At 56.5% G+C, this 24,526-nt stretch carries 21 protein-coding genes and 2 pseudogenes; 18 read left to right on the top strand and 5 right to left on the bottom strand.

Annotated features, from left to right (window positions below; translation table 11 throughout):
- Positions 1-61 precede the first annotated feature (61 nt).
- The 6 genes from WHX55_RS11340 (at position 62) to WHX55_RS11315 (ending at position 6,896) form a co-directional block, all read left to right on the top strand.
- Positions 62-1,336 (top strand): ABC transporter substrate-binding protein, encoded by a 1,275-nt coding sequence (locus WHX55_RS11340; protein ID WP_150727229.1) that lies wholly within the window; start codon positions 62-64, stop codon positions 1,334-1,336.
- 21 nt (positions 1,337-1,357) lie between these two features.
- Positions 1,358-2,320 (top strand): sugar ABC transporter permease, encoded by a 963-nt coding sequence (locus WHX55_RS11335; RefSeq protein WP_150727228.1) that lies wholly within the window; start codon positions 1,358-1,360, stop codon positions 2,318-2,320.
- On the top strand, positions 2,317-3,159 hold the full coding sequence (locus WHX55_RS11330) for a carbohydrate ABC transporter permease (RefSeq protein WP_151213068.1): 843 nt from the start codon (positions 2,317-2,319) through the stop codon (positions 3,157-3,159). The genes WHX55_RS11335 and WHX55_RS11330 overlap by 4 nt, the downstream gene beginning before the upstream one ends.
- Before the next feature lie 27 nt (positions 3,160-3,186).
- Complete coding sequence (gene ugpC / locus WHX55_RS11325; protein ID WP_151213069.1) at positions 3,187-4,329, top strand: sn-glycerol-3-phosphate ABC transporter ATP-binding protein UgpC; 1,143 nt, start codon at positions 3,187-3,189, stop codon at positions 4,327-4,329.
- Positions 4,326-5,828, top strand: coding sequence for a glycoside hydrolase family 32 protein (locus tag WHX55_RS11320; RefSeq protein WP_353742616.1), 1,503 nt, complete (start codon positions 4,326-4,328; stop codon positions 5,826-5,828). Before ugpC ends, WHX55_RS11320 begins: the two co-directional genes overlap by 4 nt.
- A 75-nt stretch (positions 5,829-5,903) precedes the next feature.
- Entirely contained in the window at positions 5,904-6,896 is a 993-nt protein-coding gene (locus WHX55_RS11315; RefSeq protein WP_353742615.1) for a LacI family DNA-binding transcriptional regulator, read from the top strand.
- A 161-nt stretch (positions 6,897-7,057) separates the two neighbouring features.
- Here the strand turns inward: WHX55_RS11315 and WHX55_RS11310 are convergent, their stop codons facing one another.
- Both WHX55_RS11310 and WHX55_RS11305 read right to left on the bottom strand, forming a co-directional pair.
- Positions 7,058-7,699 carry a LysE family translocator gene (locus WHX55_RS11310; RefSeq protein ID WP_150727223.1) on the bottom strand — a complete coding sequence of 214 codons (642 nt, stop codon included), beginning with the start codon at positions 7,697-7,699 and terminating at the stop codon, positions 7,058-7,060.
- Between the two features lie 116 nt (positions 7,700-7,815).
- On the bottom strand, positions 7,816-8,316 hold the full coding sequence (locus tag WHX55_RS11305) for an Lrp/AsnC family transcriptional regulator (RefSeq protein ID WP_056724899.1): 501 nt from the start codon (positions 8,314-8,316) through the stop codon (positions 7,816-7,818).
- Between the two features lie 119 nt (positions 8,317-8,435).
- On the opposite strand from WHX55_RS11305, the gene WHX55_RS11300 reads away from it, so the two are divergent.
- The 3 genes from WHX55_RS11300 to WHX55_RS11290 all read left to right on the top strand — a co-directional run bounded on the left by WHX55_RS11300 (position 8,436) and on the right by WHX55_RS11290 (position 12,167).
- A complete protein-coding gene (locus WHX55_RS11300; RefSeq protein WP_150752375.1) occupies positions 8,436-9,470 on the top strand; it encodes a histone deacetylase family protein in 1,035 nt (344 codons plus the stop codon).
- Between the two features lie 50 nt (positions 9,471-9,520).
- Complete coding sequence (locus WHX55_RS11295; protein ID WP_353742614.1) at positions 9,521-10,576, top strand: ornithine cyclodeaminase; 1,056 nt, start codon at positions 9,521-9,523, stop codon at positions 10,574-10,576.
- A gap of 175 nt (positions 10,577-10,751) precedes the next feature.
- Positions 10,752-12,167, top strand: a complete 1,416-nt coding sequence (locus WHX55_RS11290) for an amino acid permease (RefSeq protein ID WP_353742613.1) — start codon at positions 10,752-10,754, stop codon at positions 12,165-12,167.
- A 316-nt stretch (positions 12,168-12,483) separates the two neighbouring features.
- Here the strand turns inward: WHX55_RS11290 and WHX55_RS11285 are convergent.
- Positions 12,484-12,576 (bottom strand): annotated as a pseudogene (locus WHX55_RS11285) (transcriptional regulator); the annotation flags it as partial.
- A gap of 63 nt (positions 12,577-12,639) precedes the next feature.
- A complete protein-coding gene (locus tag WHX55_RS11280) occupies positions 12,640-13,239 on the bottom strand; it encodes a TetR/AcrR family transcriptional regulator (protein ID WP_150727219.1) in 600 nt (199 codons plus the stop codon).
- A gap of 167 nt (positions 13,240-13,406) precedes the next feature.
- On the opposite strand from WHX55_RS11280, the gene WHX55_RS11275 reads away from it, so the two are divergent.
- The 5 genes and pseudogenes from WHX55_RS11275 to WHX55_RS11255 form a co-directional block, all read left to right on the top strand.
- A complete protein-coding gene (locus tag WHX55_RS11275) occupies positions 13,407-14,507 on the top strand; it encodes an alkene reductase (protein ID WP_353742612.1) in 1,101 nt (366 codons plus the stop codon).
- 74 nt (positions 14,508-14,581) lie between these two features.
- Positions 14,582-15,370, top strand: a complete 789-nt coding sequence (locus tag WHX55_RS11270; RefSeq protein WP_353742611.1) for an SDR family oxidoreductase — start codon at positions 14,582-14,584, stop codon at positions 15,368-15,370.
- A gap of 96 nt (positions 15,371-15,466) precedes the next feature.
- Complete coding sequence (locus tag WHX55_RS11265) at positions 15,467-16,336, top strand: alpha/beta hydrolase (protein ID WP_353742610.1); 870 nt, start codon at positions 15,467-15,469, stop codon at positions 16,334-16,336.
- A gap of 45 nt (positions 16,337-16,381) precedes the next feature.
- On the top strand, positions 16,382-17,380 hold the full coding sequence (locus WHX55_RS11260) for an NADP-dependent oxidoreductase (protein WP_353742609.1): 999 nt from the start codon (positions 16,382-16,384) through the stop codon (positions 17,378-17,380).
- 270 nt (positions 17,381-17,650) lie between these two features.
- Positions 17,651-18,518, top strand: a pseudogene (locus WHX55_RS11255) (site-specific integrase); the annotation flags it as partial.
- A gap of 264 nt (positions 18,519-18,782) precedes the next feature.
- On the opposite strand, the gene WHX55_RS11250 reads toward WHX55_RS11255, so the two are convergent.
- Positions 18,783-20,219, bottom strand: a complete 1,437-nt coding sequence (locus WHX55_RS11250; protein WP_353740938.1) for an IS1182 family transposase — start codon at positions 20,217-20,219, stop codon at positions 18,783-18,785.
- A gap of 332 nt (positions 20,220-20,551) precedes the next feature.
- Here WHX55_RS11250 and dctP point away from each other — a divergent pair, with 332 nt between their 5' ends.
- The 4 genes from dctP (at position 20,552) to WHX55_RS11230 (ending at position 24,507) form a co-directional block, all read left to right on the top strand.
- The gene (dctP, locus tag WHX55_RS11245; RefSeq protein WP_224789721.1) at positions 20,552-21,496 is read left to right on the top strand and encodes a C4-dicarboxylate TRAP substrate-binding protein DctP; all 945 of its coding nucleotides are present in this window, start codon (positions 20,552-20,554) and stop codon (positions 21,494-21,496) included.
- A gap of 62 nt (positions 21,497-21,558) precedes the next feature.
- On the top strand, positions 21,559-22,191 hold the full coding sequence (locus tag WHX55_RS11240; protein WP_150758669.1) for a TRAP transporter small permease: 633 nt from the start codon (positions 21,559-21,561) through the stop codon (positions 22,189-22,191).
- Entirely contained in the window at positions 22,188-23,471 is a 1,284-nt protein-coding gene (gene dctM, locus WHX55_RS11235; RefSeq protein ID WP_150758668.1) for a C4-dicarboxylate TRAP transporter large permease protein DctM, read from the top strand. The genes WHX55_RS11240 and dctM overlap by 4 nt, the downstream gene beginning before the upstream one ends.
- Before the next feature lie 85 nt (positions 23,472-23,556).
- On the top strand, positions 23,557-24,507 hold the full coding sequence (locus tag WHX55_RS11230) for a TAXI family TRAP transporter solute-binding subunit (protein ID WP_353742608.1): 951 nt from the start codon (positions 23,557-23,559) through the stop codon (positions 24,505-24,507).
- Positions 24,508-24,526: the final 19 nt, after the last annotated feature.

Raw genomic sequence — 24,526 nt, 5'->3', positions numbered from 1 at the left:
CGCTGCTACATTTGGCGATGTTAACGTTAACTTTTCTAAAAACAAAAATAAAGAGGGCTTTATGAAAGCGCTTAAATCTCTTCTTCCAGCAGCACTGCTCACCCTTTGTGCCGGCCTTCCATCCCTCTCGAGCGCAGCTGATTTGACGATCTCCTGCGGCGCGGTGGGGGCGGAATTACAACTCTGCAAGGAGGCTGTCGAGGCGTGGTCGAAACAGACCGGCAACCACGTTGAAGTGGTTTCCACGCCTAATTCGGCAACCGAGCGGTTGTCGTTCTACCAACAGATCCTCAGTGCGCAGTCCAGCGACATCGACATCATTCAAATCGATATGGTGTGGCCGGGAATGCTGGCCAAACATCTGATGGATCTGCGCGAGGTGCTTCCCGCCAATGCGACCCAAGGCTACTTCCAGGCACAAGTGGATAACGCCACGGTGAACGGACGGCTGGTGACGATGCCGTGGTTCACCGACTCGGGCCTGCTGTATTACCGCAAGGACTTGCTCGAAAAGTACAACCAGCCGGTTCCCCAGACCTGGGAAGAAATGACCGCGACCGCCCGGAATGTTCAACAGGCCGAGCGCACTGCCGGGAACCCCAATGCCTGGGGTTACATCTTTCAGGGGCGCGCCTACGAGGGCCTGACGTGTAATGCGCTGGAGTGGATCAGCAGCCAACCGCAAGGCGGGCTGGTCAATCCGCAAGGCGACATCGTTGTCAACAACCAGGCCTCAAGAACGGCGTTGACCCTGGCGAAAAGCTGGATAGGAGACATCTCCCCGCGTGGCGTACTCAACTACACCGAGGAAGAAGGACGTGGCGTATTCCAATCGGGCAATGCGCTGTTCATGCGTAACTGGCCTTATGTCTGGGCCTTGGTGCAAAGCCAGGACAGTGCGGTAAAAGACAAAGTCGGCGTCGCTCCCCTGCCCCGTGGCGGCGAGACCGGCAGCCATGCTTCCACCCTCGGTGGCTGGGGCCTGGCGGTATCGCGCTACAGCGCCCATCCAAAACTTGCCGCCGAGCTGGTGAGCTACCTGACCCGTGCCCAAGAGCAAAAACGCCGTGCCCTGATCGGCGCCTATAACCCGGTTATCGAGTCGCTGTATCAGGATCCCGAATTGCTCGCGGCCATGCCTTATTACGCTCAGCTGCACAGCATTCTCAACGATGGGGTCATGCGCCCCGCCTCCATCACTGCTGATCGCTATCCACGGGTCTCCAATGCGTTCTTCGATCGAGTGCATGGTGTGCTGGCGGGCGAGTTGCCTGTGGATCAGGCGCTGGCCGAGCTGGAAAGCGAACTCACGCGCATCAAACGCCGGAACTGGTAAGCCACAAGGAAGAAAATCACCATGTCTGTCTCTACGACCCATGTCCCCTGTGACGAGCTTCTGCTCACCAGGGAAACGCCCGTACAACGACGCCGGGTACGCGCCGCCTGGCTGTTTCTGACACCGATGCTGTTGTGTCTGACGCTGGTGGCAGCCTGGCCGCTACTGCGTACATTCTGGTTCAGCCTGACCGACGCCAGTCTGTCGGACACCGCTGGCGGATCCTTCGTCGGCCTGAGCAATTATCTGTTTCACAACGGTTCCACCTGGTCGGGCATCCTGGTCGATCCTCAGTGGTGGAACGCGGTGCGCAACACGTTGCATTTCACCGTGGTGTCGGTGGGACTGGAAGTCGTGCTGGGACTGCTAGTGGCGTTGCTGCTGAACATCAAGTTCACAGGCCGTTCCCTGGTGCGTGCGATGATTCTGATTCCCTGGGCGATTCCGACCATTGTCTCGGCAAAGATCTGGTCATGGATGCTTAACGACCAGTTCGGCATCATCAATCACCTGATGCTGAGCCTCGGCCTGATAGACGCGCCCCTGGCCTGGACGGCCGATGCGGACCTGTCGATGTGGGCGGTGATCCTCGTCGACGTCTGGAAGACCGTGCCGTTTGTCACGCTGCTGATGCTGGCGGCCTTGCAGATGTTGCCGAGCGATTGCTACGAAGCCGCGAGGGTCGATGGCATTCATCCGCTGAAAGTGTTCTGGCGTGTCACCCTTCCCCTGCTGATGCCCGCACTGCTGGTGGCGGCGATCTTCCGCATCCTCGACTCGCTGCGGGTGTTCGATGTGATCTATGTGCTGACCTCGAACTCGTCGAGCACCATGAGCATGTCGGTGTATGCCCGCCAGCACCTGGTGGAGTTCCAGGACGTCGGTTACGGCAGCGCGGCCTCGACGCTGCTGTTTCTAGTGGTTGCGGTGATCGCCATGCTTTATCTCTACCTCGGACGCCGTCAACTGGAGGTCCGGTCATGAACCTGCGCCTACTGAAAAAAGCACTGTTGCGCCTCGGGTTCTGGTGCCTGATCGGGGTATTGCTGCTGTATGCGGTTTTCCCTTTCTACTACGCCATCGTGACTTCACTGAAGCCGTCCAGCGCCTTGTTCGAGGTGAGCTACTGGATCGACAACCCCGACTTCTCCAACTACGCGGCGGTACTCCATCAAGCTTCATTCCTGCGGGCGATCGGTAATTCGCTGGTGGTGGCGCTGTGTGTGGTGACGCTGGCGCTGTTCCTTAGCCTGACCGCCGCCTATGCCTTGGGCCGGGTGAAGTTCCGAGGGCGTGGCACGGTGTTGATGATGGTTCTAGGCGTGTCGATGTTTCCCCAGGTCGCTGTGCTGTCGGGGCTGTTCGAAGTGATCCGCGCCCTGGGTCTGTACAACACGTCCTGGGCGTTGATCCTGAGCTACACGATTTTCACCCTGCCTTTCACCGTCTGGGTGCTGACCACGTTCATGGGGCAACTGCCGCATGAACTGGAAGAAGCGGCAATCATGGATGGCGCGTCGCCTTGGGTCACGCTGATCCGCGTGCTGTTGCCGCTGCTCTGGCCCGCACTGGTCACCACTGGCTTGTTGGCCTTCATCGCCGCGTGGAACGAGTTCCTGTTTGCCCTGACCTTCACCCTTACCGACACGCAACGCACGGTGCCGGTCGCCATCGCCTTGATTTCCGGCGGGAGTCCTCATGAGCTGCCTTGGGGATTGTTGATGGCCGCATCGGTGGTGGTCACCGTCCCACTGGTGATTCTGGTGCTGATCTTCCAGCGCCGAATCGTTTCCGGTCTCACTGCCGGCGCGTTAAAGGGTTGATGCCCGACAACTACAAGGAACAGCATCGTGATCAAGTTGAAGCTAGACAACGTGAACAAACAATTGGGCGGCGCGCGGATTCTTCGCGACGTCAACCTGGAAATCGCTACGGGTGAATTCGTGGTGTTCGTTGGCCCTTCGGGCTGCGGAAAGTCGACTCTGCTGCGACTGATCGCCGGACTGGATTCGATCTGCGGCGGCGACCTGCTGATCGACGGGCGACGGGTCAACGACCTGGAGCCGCGCGAGCGCGGCGTCGGCATGGTGTTTCAGTCTTATGCGCTGTACCCGCACATGAGCGTCTACGACAACATCAGCTTTGGTCTCAAACTGGCCAAGACTGAAAAGAGCAGCCTGCGTGAGCGCGTGCTGAAAACAGCGCAAATCCTTCAATTGGACAAACTGCTGCAACGCAAGCCAAAAGAACTGTCTGGAGGGCAGCGCCAGCGTGTGGCAATGGGCAGAGCCATGGCGCGTGAGCCGGACATTTTGTTGTTCGATGAGCCGCTCTCCAATCTGGATGCATCCTTGCGCGTGCAGATGCGCAACGAAATCGCCCGACTGCATGCTCGACTGGGCTCGACCATGATCTACGTCACCCACGATCAGGTTGAAGCGATGACCCTGGCCGACAAAATTGTCGTGCTCAATGGCGGTCGCGTCGAACAGGTCGGCTCACCGCGCGAACTCTATGAGCGCCCGGCCAGCCGTTTTGTCGCCGGCTTCCTGGGTTCACCCAGAATGAATTTTCTTGCAGCGCGCCTGCAGGCTCCAGGCGAAACCAGCCTGGTCGATTGCCCTATCTTGGATATGACCTCCCTGCCCTTCGACAGCTCGAACCTGACAGCGGACGCGCAGCTGAGCCTGGGGATTCGCCCGGAACACGTGTCGCTCAAGGCGGCGCAGGGAACCGCCGGCGTCGTCGTGACCGCGGTCGAATACCTGGGTAGCGAAACCTATGTGCACCTCGAGACAGGTCAGGACGAGCCACTGATCTGTCGTTGTGAGGTCAACGCCGGATGGCAGGCGGGCGATCGGGTCGAGCTGCAACTGGACGTCGACAAGCTGCACCTGTTCGACGCCGACGGCACGGCCTTGAAGCGCCACCCACACGCCATTGAAACCCTGCCTGGCGTCCCTCTACGCTCGGCACGAGCAGGCGCCCTATGACTGTGTCTTTGAATTCCATGAGTGTTCCAATGTCCGCTGCCCTTGAGATTGCGCAGCATGCGCTGAGTGATGGCCTGTCTCGTGTCATCCACGATTATCGACCCGATTATCATCTTGCCCCCCCCGTGGGCTGGATGAACGACCCCAACGGGGTGGTGTACTTTCGTGGCGAATACCATGTGTTCTATCAACACCACCCTTTCGAAGCGAAATGGGGCCCGATGTATTGGGGGCATGCCAAAAGTGTCGATCTGGTCCATTGGCAACATTTGCCCATTGCACTGGCGCCCGGCGACGACTTCGACCGTGACGGATGTTTTTCCGGTAGCGCAGTGGTGTGCGGAGATACTCTGGCACTGATCTACACCGGACACACCTGGCTGGGGGAAGTGGGTGACGAACGCTCGATCCGCCAAGTCCAGTGCCTGGCCACCAGCACTGACGGCATCCGGTTCGTCAAGCATGGCGCCGTCATCGAGAACGCGCCGCAAGACACGATCATGCACTTTCGTGACCCCAAGGTATGGCAGGAGGATGACTATTGGTACCTGATTGCCGGCGCGCGTCTGGGTGATAAACCGCTACTGCCGCTATACCGCTCCACGGATCTGCACGCCTGGGAGTTCCTCGATTATGTGTCCAGCGGCAGCGAGGGCGATGGCTATATGTGGGAGTGCCCGGATTTGTTCCGACTGAACGGGCGCGATGTGCTGCTGTACTCCCCCCAGGGCATGCAACCCGAGGGTTACGAACGGCTCAACAAGTACCAGACCGGTTATCGAGTGGGCCGACTCGACAGCGAATGGCACTTCACCGGCGGGCCTTTTATCGAGCTGGATAACGGCCACGATTTCTATGCCGCGCAAACGCTACTGGCCGCCGACGGTCGGCGCCTTGTGTGGGCGTGGCTCGACATGTGGGAAAGCCCGATGCCGAGCCAGGCCCATCACTGGTGCGGCATGCTCGGGTTGCCGCGCGAACTTGAACTGCATGCAGATCGTCTTTGCGTGTATCCGGCACGGGAGCTCACCGCACTGCGCAAGGAGCCATTACCGGGCACGTCCTGGTGGGATGGTTCGGGAGCCCGATGGGTGCGGGAAGTGAATGGCGACAGGCTCGAAATCCATGTGCATCTGGATTTGCTCGGCTGCACCGACGGCCACCTGGGAATCGCCTTGCGTTGCAGCGATGATGGTCAAGAAGAAACCCTGCTCTATTACGATGCATCACTGCAGCGCCTGGTGCTTGACCGCAGCCGCTCGAGTGCACAAGTCACCGGTCAGCGCAGCGTGGCGATAGACCCGACACAAGAGCGACTGGAACTGCGTGTGTTTCTCGATCGCTCGTCCATCGAAGTGTTCGACGAGAACGGGCGCTTCAGTCTCAGCAGTCGCTTCTATCCGGGGCCCGACAGTCTGGGCGTGAAGCTGTTTGCCAGCGGAAGTGGCGGGCGTGTCTCGATTCCCAAGGCATGGCCTCTCGGCTCTGGATGGCTATGAGCAGCGTCATTCGGGTCGCGAGAAGCCCGGGCCCTGTGTCATGATTCTGCGTCAACCTGACCGGCCTCACTTCGCATGACTTCAGTGAAAGACGTTGCACAGCTGGCCGGCGTGTCCCTGATGACGGTTTCTCGAGCGCTCAATAATCCGGAAAAACTGAGCCCCGAAACCCTTCTGCGGGTGCGTCGCGCCATTGATGAACTGCAGTTCGTACCGAGCCTGTCGGCGCGCAAGATGCGCGGCGACAACCTCCAGTCGCGAACCATCGGAGTGTTCGCGCTGGACACCGCGACCACACCGTTCGCGGTCGAACTGTTGCTGTCCATCGAACAGACCGCACAGCAAGCCGGCTGGAATGTGTTCATCCTTAACCTGTTGAGCAACCCGCCCACCGACCAGAACATCGACCTGATGTTGTCGCACCGTCCCGACGGGTTGATCTTCAGCGCCATGGGGTTTCGCCAGGTGTGCATTCCCGAGCGATTGAAGAGCAAACCACTGGTACTCGCCAATTGCCTGGCCGATGACAGTCACCTGGTCAGTTATGTGCCGGACGACGAATCGGGGCAGTATCGCGCCGTACATCACGCGTTGAGCCAGGGCTATCGGCGCCCTCTGTGTATCAATCTGCCCAAACAGAGCCTGGCCTGGGGCCTGCGACAAAAAGGCCTGCAGCGTGCCTGTCAGGCATTCGGCCTGGCGCCTGACGCACTGCTGCAATACGACCTTTCCGATCATGATGCCTATGGTGAAACCGCAGCCATCCTCGACCGGCACATCATTGAGGGTCGTCCCCAATTCGACATTCTGATCTGTGGCAACGACCGCATTGCCTTTTGTGCCTATCAGCTATTGTTGGGCCGTGGCCTGAAAATTCCCGACGATGTCGCCGTGCTCGGCTACGACAACATGATCGGTATTGCTGAGCTGTTCATCCCGCCGCTGACCACGGTGCAACTGCCGTACTACGAGATCGGTCGCAAGGCTGCCCGGCACCTGATCGAGACCCTCGACGTATCGGGAGCCCAGCCAGTTGATTGTCCATTAGTGGTTAGGGCATCGCTATAAGATTTAGTTGTGTGCGCGCAGAGCGCTGGCAACGATCAAAAAGAACGAAGAGTTCATCAACATCACGCTTGCGGTGCTCATGACACTAGAGTGAGTAGGTCTCAAGTTAGGTTGGCTAGCCGGGCCTCGATGGCCCGAACAAGCGACTAGCCGCCCTCTTCTTATGCAGCCTGTCGACGCATGGTCAGGATGGCGGCCCCGAAGCAGATGAACGTCGACCCTACCACCCGGCTAACCCACCGGGACAAATCAGGCCGCGTCAGCACCCCCTTGGCCCGGGAGGCAAGCGCCGCATACAGGCTCAGCGACGCAACCGACAACGCCATGAAGATCGAGGTGAGGATCAGGAACTGCGGCAGCAACGTCGCGCTCTGATCGATGAATTGCGGGAACAGCGCAGTGAAGAACATCGTCGCCTTAGGGTTGGTCACCGCCGTCAGGAAAGCCGACTTGTACAGTTTTAAGCGAGTGGGCCTGCTCTTCTTCGAGCCATCCTGCATACCTTCCGCGAGCATCGGGCTCTTTTTGAACAACTGCCTTAGCCCCAGGTAGAACAGATAGCCGGCACCGATGATCTTCACCGCATTGAACAACCATTCGGAACTGGCAAGTAACGCCCCCAGCCCCAGCATGGCAGCGCTCGACAGGCAGAACAGGCCACTCGCATTACCAAGGGACGACCACACTGCGCTGCGCTGTCCGTGGGCCAAGCTGTTGTTGATCGCCATCAGGGTCGCAGGCCCTGGACTCGCAATGGCAATCGCAGCGACCAGGGTAAAAGCAAGAATCGAGTGAAACTCCATTTTCAACGCTCGTAGTGGGATATGCGTTGCATATTACAGAAGATGATCTAGCGCGGACTACCATGTGTTGGTCATGGAGTCGGTTGGTTTCAAAAGGTGATCCAACCCTTGCCCATTCACTCCTTGCTCGATTTGGGTATCGCTATACGGCTACTGGTCTTGACCTCGCGTAAAGCCAGACTGGACTGGATGGACGCAATACCCACCTGACGCCTGAGCACCTGCTCGATAAAGTCACTGTAGCTATCAAGATCCTCTGCCAACACTTGCAGCACGTAATCGGCATCCCCGGTGATCTTGTGACAGGACAACACTTCAGGTAATTGAGCAATCACAGCCTCGAAAGCGTCGGGAGCGTGATCGGCGTGGGTGGAAAAACGGATGTGCACGAACGCCATAATATCCAACCCCAACATTCGTCGATCAAGGTTCGCCTGATAGCCCTTAATCACGCCCGCCTCCTCCATTCTCTTACGCCGCCTCCAGCAAGGTGTCAGGCTTAACGACAAGCGCTCACTGAGCTCAGCGTTGGAAATACTCGCATCTTCTTGCAGCAATGCGAGGATTGCCAAGTCGGTATCGTCGAGACTGATGCGTTTGGATAATTTTTTTTGCATTACGCCATTCCAGAGTAAAAACGCCCGAATAATCTAGCAAACCACGAAAACAAAGCAAAGAAAGCGCATCCCGGCCGGAACAGAATATTTGCACTGGCTCACATTAACGGATGCGCAGAATGTTTACAGTTTTCAGTGATTCCCACCGCTTGCACCACGGCACCGAATTGAAAGACGGCGTCCTCAAGCCGTCGTTCGAACAGCCCAGTCGGGCCGATACCGTCCATAACCGTGTCAAGCAGGTAGGCCTTGGCCAGATCGTCGAACCGCGAGCATTTGACCGGTCGTGTTACGTCAATGCGCACAGCGAGCGCTACGTCAGCTTTCTAGAAGGCGCCTGGTCAGAATGGTGCGCGACCGGACGTACGCACGACGCCCTACCGCTGGTATGGCCAGTGCGTGACCTGTCCAACGAGCAAGTCCCGACGTTCATCGACGGCAAGCTCGGTTTCTACGCCATGGACGCCGGCTCCCCGATTACCGCCACTACTTGGCAAGCGGTGAAAACCAGTGCCGACATCGCCCTCACCGGACTGGCACTGATCGATGAAGGCCATGACAGTGCTTTTGCCCTGTGCCGACCGCCCGGCCATCACGCAGCGCGTGAATACATGGGCGGCTATTGCTATCTCAACAACGCCGCCATTGCTGCACAGCAGGCCATTACCCAAGGTGCCAAACGTGTCGCCGTACTAGACGTCGACTTTCATCACGGAAACGGCACCCAGAACATTTTTTACAAGCGTAGTGACGTCATGTTTGTCTCGCTGCACGGGGAACCGGCGGTGTCCTACCCGTACTACTCAGGCTTCAGCCACGAAGTCGGCGCAGGGCAAGGCGAAGGATACAACCTGAACTACCCGATGCCGAAAAACACCACTTGGGAAAGCTACCGCAACGCCCTGCTACACGCCTGCAAGAAACTCCAGCAATTTGGGCCTGAAGTGCTGGTTATTTCACTGGGCGTCGACACGTTCAAGGACGACCCCATCAGTCACTTCCTGCTGGAAAGTGAAGACTTCATCGGCATCGGAGAGCTGATTGCGAGCGTCGGCTGCCCCACCCTGTTCGTCATGGAAGGCGGCTACATGGTCGATGAGATCGGGATCAATGCGGTCAACGTACTGCATGGCTACGAGAGCAAACGCGCCTGAGTCATCCCCTGAATCGCAACGCTTCAACTATTGAATCGGAGAATAAAAACATGACTCTTTTTATAGACGTCGATCATGCTGCACGCCTGTTCGCCACGGTGGGAATCCGCCGGGCAATCCGCGAAATGGCTACTTATATTGAAGCGGACTATTTGCGCTGGGCGCGGTTTGATAAGTCGCCCCGTACCGCCAATCATTCGGCCGACGGTGTGATCGAGTTGATGCCCACCGACGATGGCCAACAATACTCCTTCAAATACGTGAATGGTCACCCGGGCAACGGTCAAAGCAATTTGCTGACGGTCATGGCCTTCGGTGTCCTGGCCGATGTCCACAGTGGCTATCCCACCTTACTCAGTGAACTGACGCTGACCACAGCTGTGCGCACGGCAGCGACCTCCGCCCTGGTCGCGCAGTCCTTGGCGCGCCCGGGTGCAAGCACCATGGCAATCATCGGAAACGGTGCCCAGAGCGAATTTCAAGCCCTCGCCTTCCACGAAATGCTGTCCATCAAGGAAATCCGCATTTTCGATATCGATCGCGACGCTTCACTTAAGTTGAAGCAGAACCTGTCAGCATTCCCGGAAATTGAGGTGATTCTGGCCAACTCGGTACAGGAAGCGGTCAAGGGCGCGCACATCGTCACCACGGTCACCGCAGACAAGTCCTATGCAACGATTCTGACGCCCGAGATGATTGAGCCCGGCATGCATATCAACGCCGTAGGCGGTGACTGCCCAGGCAAAACCGAACTGCACGCCGACATCCTGCGAAACGCCCGGGTCATCGTTGAATTCGAACCGCAAACCCGGATTGAAGGCGACATTCAACAGCTGGAAGCCGACTCTCCCGTCGTCGAATTCTTCCGGATTGTTCAGGGCGAAGTCCCGGGCCGCGAGAACGACGCACAGGTCACCGTGTTCGATTCGGTGGGTTTTGCCCTCGAAGACTTTTCGTCACTGCGCTACGTGCATGACCTGGCGCGGGAGCATGCAATCGGTGAGTGCATCCATCTGGTGCCGACGCCTGACAACATAAAAAACCTCTACCAACTGCTTGATCAGCAGCCAGCAATCGTCCCCTCACGCCTGCGCACAGTGAGTTGATAGCCATTGGTGATGCCCCTGAGCAAAGTGCCAAGGGGCTACTCACCGTGTGAGTGGAGGACCAACCCTGCCGCCAGCAAATCACCACCGTCAGTAGCCGTTACATCTCCAACAAGAACGCTAAACACCCACTTTTCTGCCAAAACTCAAAAACATAAAATCAAGAGGTTTTGTAATGAAATCGACTCCGTCCGAGCGGGTTGAACAGCCCGCGCTGCAGCGCACGCTCAGCAATCGTCACATTCAGTTAATGGCCATGGGAGGCGCCATCGGTACCGGTCTGTTTATGGGTTCCGGGAAGATCATCGCCCTCTCCGGCACGTCTATCATCCTCATCTATATGATCATCGGTCTGTTCGTCTACTTCGTCATGCGTGCCATGGGCGAACTGTTACTTTCCAACTTGAACTTCAAAACCTTCGCGGATTTTGCCGGTGCCTATCTTGGCCCACGCGCAGCATTCTTTCTCGGCTGGTCATACTGGCTAAGCTGGAGCGTTGCAGTGATAGGTGATGCAGTCGTGGTGGGTGGGTTTTTTCAGTATTGGTTCCCCGATGTACCCGCCTGGATACCGGCGATCGGCATGCTGATGACACTGTTCGCGTTGAACGTGCTGACTGTCAGGCTCTTTGGTGAAGTGGAGTTCTGGTTCGCGATCATCAAGATCATTGCCGTCGTCACCCTGATTGGCGTCAGCGTGGTGATGATTGCCAGCTCCTTTGTATCACCCAGTGGCGTCACCGCATCCCTGAACCACTTGCTGGATAAACAGGCCGCCTTCCCCAACGGCCTGTTTGGCTTCTTTGCAGGATTCCAGATGGCAATCTTCTCCTTTGCCGGCACCGAGCTGATCGGTACTGCAGCCGCCGAAACGCGATCCCCCGAGAAGACCCTGCCTAAAGCCATTAACTCGATTCCGCTGAGAATCATCCTGTTCTATGTGCTGGCACTGACCTGCATTATTGCAGTGACTTCCTGGCAACAGGTTTCGCCCAACAAGAGCCCCTTTGTCGAGCTGTTTCTGGTCGCAGGGTTTCCCGCAGCAGCCGGCATCGTCAACTTTGTAGTACTGACATCCGCCGCCTCATCGGCCAACAGTGGCGTATTTTCATCCAGTCGCATGCTATTTGGACTGGCCAATCAGGACAATGCTCCGGGGATTTTCCGGCGTCTGTCGAGCAATAGCGTTCCTTTGCTGAGCCTGGCGTTCACCACACTGTTGATGCTGGTCGGCGTGCTGTTGCTGTTCATAGTTCCAGAAGTGATGACAGCGTTCACCATCGTTTCTACCGTGTCAGCAATCCTGGTGATATTCACTTGGTCGACTATCCTCGCGTCGTACATTGCCTATCGCAAAACTCGTCCTGAACTGCATGCGAAATCGATCTACAAGATGCCTGGCGGCGTGCCGATGGCCTGGTTCTCCTTGGCCTTTCTGGGCTTTGTTCTTTGTCTGCTGGCATTGAGACCAGACACCCGAATTGCCTTGATTGTCATGCCGGGGTGGTTCATATGGTTGGCAATTGCTTACCAGTTGACCTGTTCCAGAAAACCCAAACCCGCTGACGGTTCGGCAAATCAATACAGCTGATGTTCACCTGGTGCCTTTCGGTGCCGATTAGTGAAGATCGCCTCGGCGACGCGGCACTTCTAGGATAACTACAGGCTTAAGAGCCCCAACTGAAGGCCGTCATATTTCATTGACGGCCAACTGTACGGATGAACGATTCGGTTTGCTGACAAATGGTGAGACGCCGTAAGCAAAACTGTACCAACTCGTCCCTGTGACTCTCATTGCCAACTTCTCAAAATTCTCCAGAAAGTGTCGGGCCGTTTTTCCGTCCCGGTAAGCCATTACATACCAAACAAAAAAGGCCCTCTCGGGCCCTTTTGTACTCAAACCAAACTCATTTGGTCAGCCAGGATTCGACGGTGTCGGAACCATATGTCGCTTTCCACTCTTTCAAGGTTCGGTGATTCCCGTCCATTGTCTCAACGACAACATCTCTCGCAACACCTTCAATGCCCGGCCAAATGATCAAGATCTGCCAGAAAGCGTCCATTTATGTGTTCCCCTGCGGCTCACTGACTGGCGACAACGGCAATGACGCAATTATCTCAGCGTGGCAAACGTCGAGTATTTCATCAGCCAGAGAAGAATCATCTGGGCAGGCGCGCGACAACATGACCGCACCGATTGCATGCGCCAGCATGTCGATCATTTTTGCCCGTACCCCATCCTGCGGCGCGTCTTGCCTCGCCTTGTACTTTTCTTCGAGCGCTGCCAGCGTGCTTTCTACCCCGCTGGCAAAGGTGGCTTTCAACTCATCTGATTGACGCGCAGCGTCTCCACAAAGGGCCGCCATGGTGCAACCGCTGCCCCTGCCGTCTCGGTGATCCCTCGACACATACAAATCGATGAACTCAGCAACTTCGAGACCTTCGGAACTGGTCAGCGAATGCGAAAGACTGTTCGCTGCCGCTTCAGCCATCAAATCAGCCTTGGAGCCGAAGTGTTTGTAGAAACCGCCTTGCGTAAATCCGGCTGCTGCCATGAGTTCAGCCACCCCCACGCCATCGTAGCCACGCTCGCGAAACAGCTCTGAAGCCGTCTCGACGATGTGAGCTCTATTGGCGAGCGATTGCGCCTTGGTGATCTTCATTTCCTGCGCCTCTGCATCTCAAAGCAATGTCCTCATCATACTATGATGTCGATCATAATCAAAAGCATTGACAGCTTTGAGTATGATCGACATCATAAATACGCCAACACGAATCTTCCCTGGCACGGCGCATGTCGCCCTCATTAATCAACGAGTATGGAAACGATATGAACGATAAGACGTTATTTGAGCCGTACACGCTCGGCTCGCTGACACTTTCCAACAGAATCGTGATGGCTCCGCTGACGCGTAACCGTGCGGGAGAAGGCTTCGTCCCGAGCGAGTTCGCTGCAACCTATTACAGCCAGAGAGCCTCTACAGGCCTATTGATCTCCGAAGCCTCGCAGATTTCGCAGCAGGGACAGGGCTACCAGGATACGCCCGGTATCTACACGCAGGCGCAGATTGATGGCTGGCGCAAGGTTACCGATGCCGTCCACGCAAAAGGCGGACGAATTTTCCTGCAACTGTGGCATGTCGGACGCGTATCGCACGTTGACCTGCAGGAGAACGGTGCCGCTCCGGTAGCACCCTCCGCTCTCCGTCCCGCAACCAAGGTCTTCGTCAATAATAGCTTCGTGGACGTTTCAGAGCCGCGAGCGCTTGATATCAGCGAGCTTCCCGGGATCGTCAATGATTTTCGCCAAGCGGCGGCAAATGCCATCGCTGCGGGATTCGATGGCGTAGAGATCCACGGCGCAAACGGCTACTTGCTGGATCAGTTCGTCAAGGACGGTGCCAATATCCGCACCGATGCCTACGGTGGCTCGATTGAAAATCGCGCTCGCCTACTGCTGGAAGTGACGGTGGCGGTAGTAAACGAGGTCGGTGCCGAACGCACAGGCATCCGTATATCGCCAGTTTCGCCAGCCAATGGTGTCTCCAGCAGCGAACCGCAGGCCCAGTTTGACTACATTGTCGACCAACTCGATGCCTTGGGCATTGTGTACCTCCATGTGGTCGAAGGCGCGACTGGCGGGCCGCGCGATATTGCGCCCTTCGACTTTGGTTCTTTGCGCCACCGCTTCAAAAACACTTACATCGCGAACAATGGCTACGACGTGAATCTGACCACCTCTCAACTCAACGATGACAAGGCTGACTTGATCGCCTTTGGACGTCCCTTCATAGGTAACCCGGACTTGGTGGAGCGCCTTAAAACTGCTGCCTCTTTGTCGGCATTCGATCCTGCGACCCTATATGGCGGCGGTGCAGAAGGCTACATCGACTACCCAACCCTTGCTGAATCCAGTACCCGGCACGGCTAAAAATCAAGTCTGCGCACGTCCTCCGGGCACCACGCATGACTCGCCTATCGATATCCGAAACTGAGGATCAATTCATGAGCATCCCTACCACCGTTCTCATTACCGGCGCCTCCACTGGCATCGGCGCTACCTATGCCGAGCGCTTTGCACAGCGCGGGCACGACCTCGTACTGGTTGCCCGCGACAAAGGGCGGCTGGATGCTCTTGCAGCCCGGCTGCGTGAGAAACACAACATCACCATTGATATTCTCCAGGCTGACCTGACCCAAATCAGCGATTTGACCACGGTCGAGGCTCGCCTGCGCGACGACGCCAGTATTGGCATCCTGGTGAACAATGCAGGCGCCGCACAATCCGGCAGCTTTATCGAACAATCCACCGACAGCGTTGCTCAGTTGGTTACGCTCAACACTACCGCACTGGTACGGCTTGCCAGCGCCATCGCCCCACGCCTGGCACAAGCCGGGGACGGAGCGATTATCAACATAGGCTCGGTCGTTGGCCTGGCACCGGAGTTCGGGATGACGGTCTACGGCGCGACCAAGGCTTTTGTGCTGTTTCTATCACAAGGTATGAGCCTGGAACTTTCGCCCAAAGGCGTCTACGTGCAAGCCGTTCTGCCGGCAGCCACTCGCACCGAAATCTGGGAGCGAGCGGGCATCGATATCAATACCCTCAGTGACATCATGGAAGTGGGTGATCTGGTCGATGCGGCGCTGGTCGGTTTTGATCGTCGCGAGCCCGTGACCATTCCACCCTTGCAGGACGCCGCACGTTGGGATGCATTGCAGGGTGCTCGTCAGGGCTTGCTGTCGCAGATCAGGCAATCCGATGTCGCCGAGCGTTATCAAGCTAAGGCGTAATCATCGTGCAGCAGGCGCTGGTGCGCAGCACTCGATTTAAAAGCGCCTGCAACACAGTCTCACTTGCAGCTTTTCGACCCGCATCACGGGGCAAACATGAATATTCAAGACACAAAACTTCATCCCGGATCGCGCACGCCGTTCGTAAATGCAGCGAACAAATGGATCAAGGTCGAAGGAATAGCGTTCGCTTACCGTGACATAGGCCCCAAGGGTGAGTTGCCGCTCGTTCTGCTTAACCATTGGGGCGCAGTGCTGGACAACTTCGACCCACGGATCATGGATGGGCTCGCAAGCACCAGGCGCATCATCGCAACTGACTATCGGGGAATCGGCGCCTCAGATGGCACCGCCCCTGCGACGGTCAGTGAAATGGCAAGCGATGCCATCGCTTTGTTTCGTGCGCTGGGTTTCGACAAGGTCGACCTGCTGGGTTTTTCACTTGGAGGGTTCGTGGCCCAGCAAATTGCCCTGAGCGCCCCTGACTTGGTGCGCAGACTGATTCTGACCGGTACGGGGCCTGCTGGCGGTAGCGGCATCGACAAGGTCTGGTCAGTGTCATGGCCATTGATGCTTAAAGGTTTGCTGACGTTGCGCGATCCGAAGACCTACCTATTCTTCACCTCGACGGTCAATGGCCGGCGAGCCGCCAAGGATTTTCTGAGTCGCCTGAAGGAGCGCAGGAAAGATCGAGACAAAAATCCAACGCCAACCGCTTTTTTTCGGCAGTTGAAAGCCATTCACGCATGGGGCAGGCAGCCCCCACAGAACCTAAGTCGCATACAGATACCGACGCTTATCGCCAACGGTGACCACGACATCATGGTTCCCTCGGTGAACTCTACTGACTTGGCGAACCGGATCCCGAATTCACAACTGATCATTTACGAAGACGCGGGGCATGGCGGAATTTTCCAACACCATGCTGACTTCGTGGCCAAAGCAACGGTATTCCTGGATGCCTGAGCGTGTTCAGCCATTTCCATTTGAAACTATGAGAGTTGAATCAACATGAAGGCATTTCTAATCGACCGTTACGGCAAGAATAATGGCCGTGTCGCCGAGGTGCCCGCACCTGAGGTGGGTGCACATGACGTCCTGGTTCAAGTGCATGCCACAAGCGTCAACGTGCTTGATTCAAAGATCAATACAGGCGAATTCAAACTGATCTTGCCGTATTCATTCCCGTTGATATTGGGCAATGACCTGGCTGGGGTCGTGGTCAGCGTTGGATCCGGTGTGCGGCGCTTCAAGCCAGGTGACGAAGTCTACGCGCGCCCACCTCAAGAGCGCATAGGCACGTTCGCCGAGCTTATTGCAGTGGAAGAAAATGCTCTCGCGTTGAAACCCAAAAATATCAGCATGGAAGAAGCTGCTTCCCTCCCCCTGGTCGCTCTGACGGCCTGGCAGGTGTTGGTTGAAACAGCCAGGTTGCAAAAAGGACAGAAGGTCTTTATTCACGCCGGTTCCGGCGGTGTTGGCACCATCGCCATCCAGCTCGCCAAGCATCTGGGCGCCTTCGTTGCGACAACCACCAGCACAAACAATGTTGAATGGGTTAAAGCGCTGGGAGCGGACGTTGTCGTCGACTACAAGAAGCAAAACTTCGAAAGCGTTTTGCAGGACTACGACGTCGTATTGAACAGCTTGGGCGCTGAAGAACTGGAAAAGTCGCTCACCATTCTGAAGCCTGGTGGCCAGCTCATTTCCATCTCGGGGCCGCCGACGCCGCAGTTCGCTGAAGAGCAAAAACTGTTTTGGGGATTGAGCCTGGTCATGCGTATGTTGAGCAGTGGTATCCGCAGAAAAGCGCGTAAAAAAAATATCAACTATGCGTTCGTCTTTATGCGTGCCAGTGGTGGCCAGCTGGATGAGATAACGGAGCTCATCGAGTCCGGCATTATAAAGCCGGTGATCGACCGAACCTTCCCTTTCGAATCGACAGCCGAGGCGTTGAGCTATGTCGGGCAAGGGAGATCAAAAGGCAAGGTCATCATTAAAATACAATAACTAACCGCCACCACTCTGTGACGGGAGTTTAGGTTGAGCAGCATGTCTTGGCATTCCGATGCTATGTATGTCAGCAGCAAACTCCATTGATTGAAGATATTAATAAAAGAACCTGCTCGTCAGCCCGGCGTCATTACTGATTACTGGCTTCCACATATCGGCAATGAATTATGATCGCAATACCTAATTATGCTCATAACAAAATTGTTTACATCTAGCCCTTTGGCATTGGAGTGGATTGGTGCCAAAGGCAGCGCGAAAAAGGGCCAGACCGTCCAGGATCTGGCCAAGGCGTGGCTGTTGGATGGCGTGGCGCGCAAAGACGGTAATGCTGAATTGCAGCGCCGTTTTACCAAGGATCTTTTTCCGGCCCTCGGCAAGACCGCGGTGAGCAGCGTCTCCGAACACGATGTTAATGACCGCCGATTACAACGCCCTCCCCGCCGGGCAAAAGTACGAGGGTATTCGTCCATTAAAGAAGGAGACTCAACTCGCGCTCTGGATCAGCTTGGGCACGCTGTGCCGGATTGGCGAATTGCTGCAGACCGAATGGAAAAATGTCGATCTGGACCGGCAGAGCTGGTTCCTCCCCAGTGAAAACGTCAAAGGCACCCGGGGCAAAAAACAGGACCACCATGTCTTCCTCTCGCCCTTCGCCCTGCATTTCTTTCAGGAACTCAAGACCCTCACAGGTGACTCTCAGTGGTGCTTTCCCAACAAGCAGGATGATGGGCATGTCGACGTGAGAGTGGTGAGCAAACAGGTCGGCGACCGTCAGGCCCGGTTCAAAAATCGTAAGGCCCTCTCCAGGCGGCGCCATGACGACACGCTGGTCCTTGCCGACGGCCAGAACGGTGACTGGACGCCGCATGACCTGCGCCGCACAGGCGCGACCATGATGCAGGCCTTGGGGGGCAGCCTGGACGTCATCGATCGCTGTCAAAATCATGTACTGGCCGGGTCCCGGGTGAGGCGGCACTACCTGCATCATGATTATGCCGAAGAGAAAAAACGCGCCTGGAACCTGTTGGGCGACCGACTCAGTGCCGTGCTGTCCTCGACCTACGAGCATTCTCCGGCCGAATCGATGATGTCTTTTCCTGCATATACCGCGACTGGTTCTTTACCGCCCTCTTAAGTCGGCGCCTTCAGTGTTGAGTCCTCATAGTTGCGCACCGAGCACGTTCTTCAGCTTGATTTCGGCTTCATGATCGGCAGAAATCGACCCAGGCTGTGTGAAAACGCGCTAAATACCTCGAAAACTGAGAGTCGCGAGGGTTGCCTATGGAATCAGCGGGCGAAAGCACGAATTAGCTTAGTCAGTGACATAGACGTTCGTAATGCCGTTTGGGCCGCGTCTGCGGCCCAAACGGCTTCTAACTGGCGAGCCAAGCGGCTGGGTTCACGCCCTGATCGCCTCAAGCAGTCCTGCGATGCCGAAGATGCTCATCATTCGTTTGAGGTTGTAGGCGAGCACATGAAGGCTCATCTCAGTGCTCACCCTCGGCAGGGTTTTGGTCAGGAAGTGGGTACTTCCCATCCAGTACTTGAGCGTTCCAAAAGGATGTTCAACGGTCTGGCGACGAACCCTCATCATCGCTGGATCATGTTCTAGCCGAACCTGCATCGCGTCGACTACAGCCTCATGTTCCCAGCGCTTCACACGGCGCTCCTTACCCGTCGTACATTGCTTTTGCATTGAGCAGGACTGGCAGCCCGAGAAGTAGTAACAATGCAATAACATGCCGTCTTCCATCGACGAGTACCGCCTGGTTAGTAACTGCCCCGCAGGGCATTGATACTCGTCCGACGCAATAAGATAGATGAAATCCTGTTTGCCGAATCTGCCTTCGGCTTTGCTGCCAGATGTGAGGGGTTTCGGTACGAAGGTAGTGATGCCGGCTTGCTCGCAAGCAAGGATTTCCAGACCTTTGTAATAGCCTCGGTCGGCCACCACCGTTAGCGATTCAGCCTCGATTTCTTCACGCGTTTGGTTCGCCATATTGCTCAGTTGCCCACGATCATTACCAACGTTGGTCACCTCATGGGCAACGATCAGATGGTGTTTGTCGTCGACAGCTGTTTGTACGTTGTAGCCAACCGTTCCGGTGCCTCGGCCGCTCGTAGCCATTGAGCGTGCATCTGGGTCTGTGAGGGAGATTTGCTGGTCTGGACTTTCGTGGAGCTGCGCCTCGATGTCCTTGAGTTTCTGTATCTGCTTTTTCAGTGTTTCTATCTTTTCTTTAAGCCGCTCTGCTTTGGCCTCGGCCACTTCGGGCGTTGCCCGATCCGCCGAATCCATCGCCGCCAGATATCGATCAATGCTCTGCTCGATCTGCTGCATGCGTGCCTTCACCTTGCCCTGAGTGAAGTTGCGGTCGCGATTATTGACGGCTTTGAATTTGCTGCCGTCGATGGCGATGATCGATTGGGAGAAGAGATTGAGGTTGCGACAAAGAACTACGAACTGGCGGCATACGCTGCGAATGGCTTTGCCGTTGTCTTTGCGAAAGTCGGCAATGGTTTTGAAGTCCGGAGCCAAACGCCCCGTTAGCCACATCAACTCGACGTTGCGCTCGGCCTCTCGCTCAAGTCGGCGGCTGGATTGAATCCGATTGAGATAGCCGTAGATATAGATCTTCAGCAACACCGCTGGGTGATAGGCCGGACGACCAGTTGCGGCAGGATCGACGCCCTCAAAACCAAGCGCGCCCAAGTCGAGTTCATCGACGAAAACATCGACCACGCGCACTGGATTTTCTTCGGTTACGTAATCGTCCAGACACTCCGGCAGTAAGGTGACTTGCGCCCGAGCCTCACCTTCAATAAATCGCTTCATGATCGCCCCCGCTACGATCTCGACGATCAGAAGATTAGACAATTGCGGGAGTTTTCACACAGCCTGGACCAAAAGCAGTCATCCATTCAGGCGTCCAATCAGCGGCAAAAAATCCAATAAAGTCAGGTTTGAGAATCTTGCCATCTACCAGCAGTTTTTTACCTTCCTGGTTATTACCCTCCAACAGATAGTTTTCTGCCTAGACTTGTTTCTGTCCTGACATACAAATGCGCTCAAGGCATCGAGCCATATGAAAAACAAAAACAAGAGGAATCCCCCCGATGTTCAGATCTCTATACACAGTACTCGCCTGCGCACTTGCGTTAAGCACAATGAACGCGGCCATGGCGGCAGATCCGGTGATTATCAAGTTCTCGCATGTCGTCGCTGAACAGACGCCCAAGGGCCAAGGTGCCTTGCTGTTCAAGAAACTGGTAGAGGAACGCTTGCCTGGCAAGGTCAAGGTCGAGGTCTATCCCAACTCGTCGTTGTTTGGTGACGGCAAGGAGATGGAAGCGCTGTTGCTGGGAGATGTGCAGATGATTGCGCCGTCCCTGGCCAAGTTCGAACAGTACACCAAGACCCTCCAGCTATTCGACCTGCCCTTCCTGTTTAATGACATCGCCGCCGTCAACCGCTTCCAGTTGAGCCCGCAGGGTCAGGGGCTGCTCAAATCCATGGAAAGTAAAAACATCACCGGCCTGGCCTACTGGCACAACGGGATGAAGCAATTGTCGGCCAACAAGGCACTGCGTGTCCCTGCCGATGCCCGTGGCCTGAAGTTCCGAGTGCAGGCGTCTGCCGTGCTCGAAGAACAGTTCAAGGCTGTGCGCGCCAATCCGCGCAAGATGAGTTTTGCCGAGGTTTATCAGGGGCTGCAGACCGGTGTGGTCAACGGTGCGGAGAACCCTTACTCGAATATCTACAGCCAGAAAATGCATGAAGTACAGAAGTACATCACTGAATCCAACCACGGTGTACTGGATTACATGCTGATCACCAACACCAAATTCTGGAACGGCCTGCCACCGGACGTTCGCAGCGAACTGGACAAGATTGTCGTGGAAGTCACCGCTCAGGTGAACAAGGAAGCGGCGCAGCTGAATGAGAGTGACAAGCAACGCATAATCGCGGCCAAAACGACCGAAATCATCATCCTGACACCGCAAGAACGCGAACAATGGCGAGAAGCGATGAAACCAGTATGGAAGATGTTCGAAGGCGATATCGGCCCTGAACTGATCTTTGCAGCCGAAGCCGCCAACAAGGCTCAATGATCGCAAGGCAGGTGCTGCCGGCGCGGCGCCTGCCAGTCGTCACTCGATGTGAGAAGCCATCCATGAAAGCGCTTCGGCGAATCTGGGAACACTTCGAGGAAGGCTTTATCGTCTTCCTTCTGACCGCCATGACCCTGGTCACGTTCGTTTACGTGATCCTCAACAATTTCTATAGCCTTTTCTACTGGCTTGCTGATCGTTGGCCAGGTGCAAGCGTCCCGCTGTTCGCCATTGGCGACGAAATCATGGGGATGGCTCAGGCGATGACCTGGAGCACTGCCCTGACCAAGGCCCTGTTTGGCTGGCTGATCTTTTTCGGACTGGCCTATGGCGTGCGCACGGCCGGGCATATCGGTGTTGACGCACTCGTCAGGCTGACCAGCCGATCGGTGCAAAAGTACATAGGTATTGTGGCCTGCCTGTGCTGCCTGGCCTATGCAGCACTGCTCAGCGTAGCCAGCTTCGAATGGATTCGGACGTTGATGATTGCAGGCATCGGTGCCGAGGATCTGGGCCATTTCGGTATCATGCAATGGCATATCGGGCTGATCGTACCTTTGGGTTTTGCCCTGGTCTTCATCCGCTTCGCTGAAATTCTCCTGCGCATCCTGCAGAACCGCCAGACCGGCCTGGGCCTGGCCGACGAAGCCGCTGACGTGTTGAAACTCGCCGAGCACAAGGATGACAAGTCATGACCATTGCTTTCTTGTTCGTGGCCCTGTTCGTCCTGATGTTCATCGGCGTTCCCATCGCCATTTCCCTCGGTCTGGCCGGTTCCTTGACCATCATTTTCTTCAGTCCCGATTCGGTGCGCTCGCTGGCGATCAAGCTGTTCGAGACCTCGGAGCATTACACGCTGCTGGCCATTCCGTTTTTCCTGCTCGCCGGCGCCTTCATGACCACCGGTGGTGTTGCCCGCCGGTTGATTGACTTTGCCAATGCCTGTGTCGGACATATTCGCGGCGGCCTGGCCATCGCTGCGGTGTTGGCCTGCATGCTGTTCGCCGCCCTCTCCGGCTCAAGTCCGGCGACGGTGGCTGCCGTGGGTTCAATCGCCATTGCCGGCATGGTCCGCTCCGGTTATCCGCAAGCCTTTGGCGCGGGGATCATCTGCAACGCCGGGACGCTCGGCATCCTCATCCCACCGTCAATCGTGATGGTGGTCTATGCCGCCGCCACCGAAACTTCCGTCGGCAAGCTGTTCATGGCCGGTGTGGTGCCAGGTCTGTTGTTGGGAACAGCACTGATGGTGGCGATCTATATTGTCGCCGTTAAGAAAAACCTGCCCGCCTTGCCGCGCGCGACATTTCGGGAGTTGATGGGTACCGCACGCCAGGCAATATGGGGCCTGTTGCTGATGGTAATCATCCTGGGCGGCATCTATTCCGGGATGTTCACCCCGACCGAGGCGGCGGCGGTGGCGGCCGTTTACTCGGCGTTCATCGCCTTGTTCGTCTACAAGGATCTGACGTTTCGTGAAACGCCAAAAGTCCTGCTGGAATCCGCCAAGCTGAGCATCATGCTGATGTTCATCATCGCCAACGCCATGCTTTTTGCCCACGTCCTGACCACCGAACAGCTCCCGCAGCAGATCACTGCCTGGGTGATTGACGCAGGCCTGACGCCCGTGACTTTCCTGCTGGTGGTCAACATTGTGCTGCTGATTGCCGGCGCGTTCATGGAGCCGTCGGCCATCATCCTGATCCTGGCGCCGATCCTCTTCCCCATCGCCATGAAACTGGGTATCGACCCGATTCACCTCGGCATCATCATGGTGGTCAACCTCGAAATCGGTCTGATTACCCCGCCGGTGGGCCTGAACCTGTTCGTCACCTCGGCGGTGACTGGTATGTCATTACCCGCCACCGTAAAAGCGGCTATGCCCTGGTTGACGATTTTGTTGCTGTTCCTGGTGCTGATTACCTATGTGCCGTGGATTTCGCTGGTGCTGCCAGCGTGGCTGGGCATGAACTGATCTCGCCTGCCCACCCCCTACTGCGCCGGAATCAACTAGAGTGGAATCACTCTGCACAAGCCATAACAAGACGGAGAGGTTCCCCATGCGAGTAAAAACACGCTTCGCCCTGCTGGCCGCCGCCACGCTGGCAATCAGTACCGCTGCGCAAGCCGCGCCGGTGTTCATCAACATCCTGACCGGGGGAACCAGCGGGGTTTACTACCCGATTGGTGTCGGCTTGTCACAGATCTACAGCGATGGCATTCCAGGCTCGAAGACCTCGGTTCAAGCCACCAAGGCCTCGGTGGAAAATCTCAACCTGTTGCAAGCCGGTCGAGGCGAGTTGGCGCTGGCACTGGGTGATTCGGTTGCCGATGCCAAAAACGGCGTGGAAGACGCTGGTTTCAAGGCACCGCTGACCAAGTTGCGTGCCATTGGCGGGGCCTACCCCAATTACATTCAGATCGTTGCCAGCAAGGAATCGGGGATCAAGACCCTCGCGGATCTCAAGGGCAAAACCATTTCGGTCGGGGCGCCCAAATCAGGTACCGAACTGAACGCGCGCGCGATCTTCAAAGCAGCAGGGCTAACCTATGAGGACATGGGTAAAGTGCAATACCTGCCCTTTGCCGAATCGGTCGAACTGATCAAGAACAGACAACTGGATGCGACATTGCAATCGTCCGGGTTGGGCATGGCGGCCATTCGCGACCTGTCCTCTGTCATGCCACTGAACTACATAGCGATCCCGACTGAAGTGGTCGCGAAAATCGGCAACCCGGCCTATCAGAGTGCAATGATTCCGGCCAACACGTATGACGGACAAGCCGAAGCCGTGCCGACGGTTGCCATCACCAACATTCTGGTGACCCGCGCCGATGTGTCCGATGAAGTTGCCTATGAGATGACCAGACTGTTGTTCGATAACCTGACGCGTCTCGGTAACTCACATTCGGCAGCCAAGGACATCAAACTGGAAAGTGCAGCCAAAAACCTGCCGATCGCGCTGCATCCAGGTGCCGAACGCTACTACAAGGAAAAGGGCGCGCTGTAACCGCGCGAGGCGCAGTGGG

Source organism: Pseudomonas fluorescens, from assembly GCF_040448305.1.
Classification (GTDB): Bacteria; Pseudomonadota; Gammaproteobacteria; order Pseudomonadales; family Pseudomonadaceae; genus Aquipseudomonas; species Aquipseudomonas fluorescens_BH.
The sequence above is the reverse complement of the archived record's forward strand: the minus strand, read 5'-3'. Positions and strand labels throughout refer to the sequence as shown.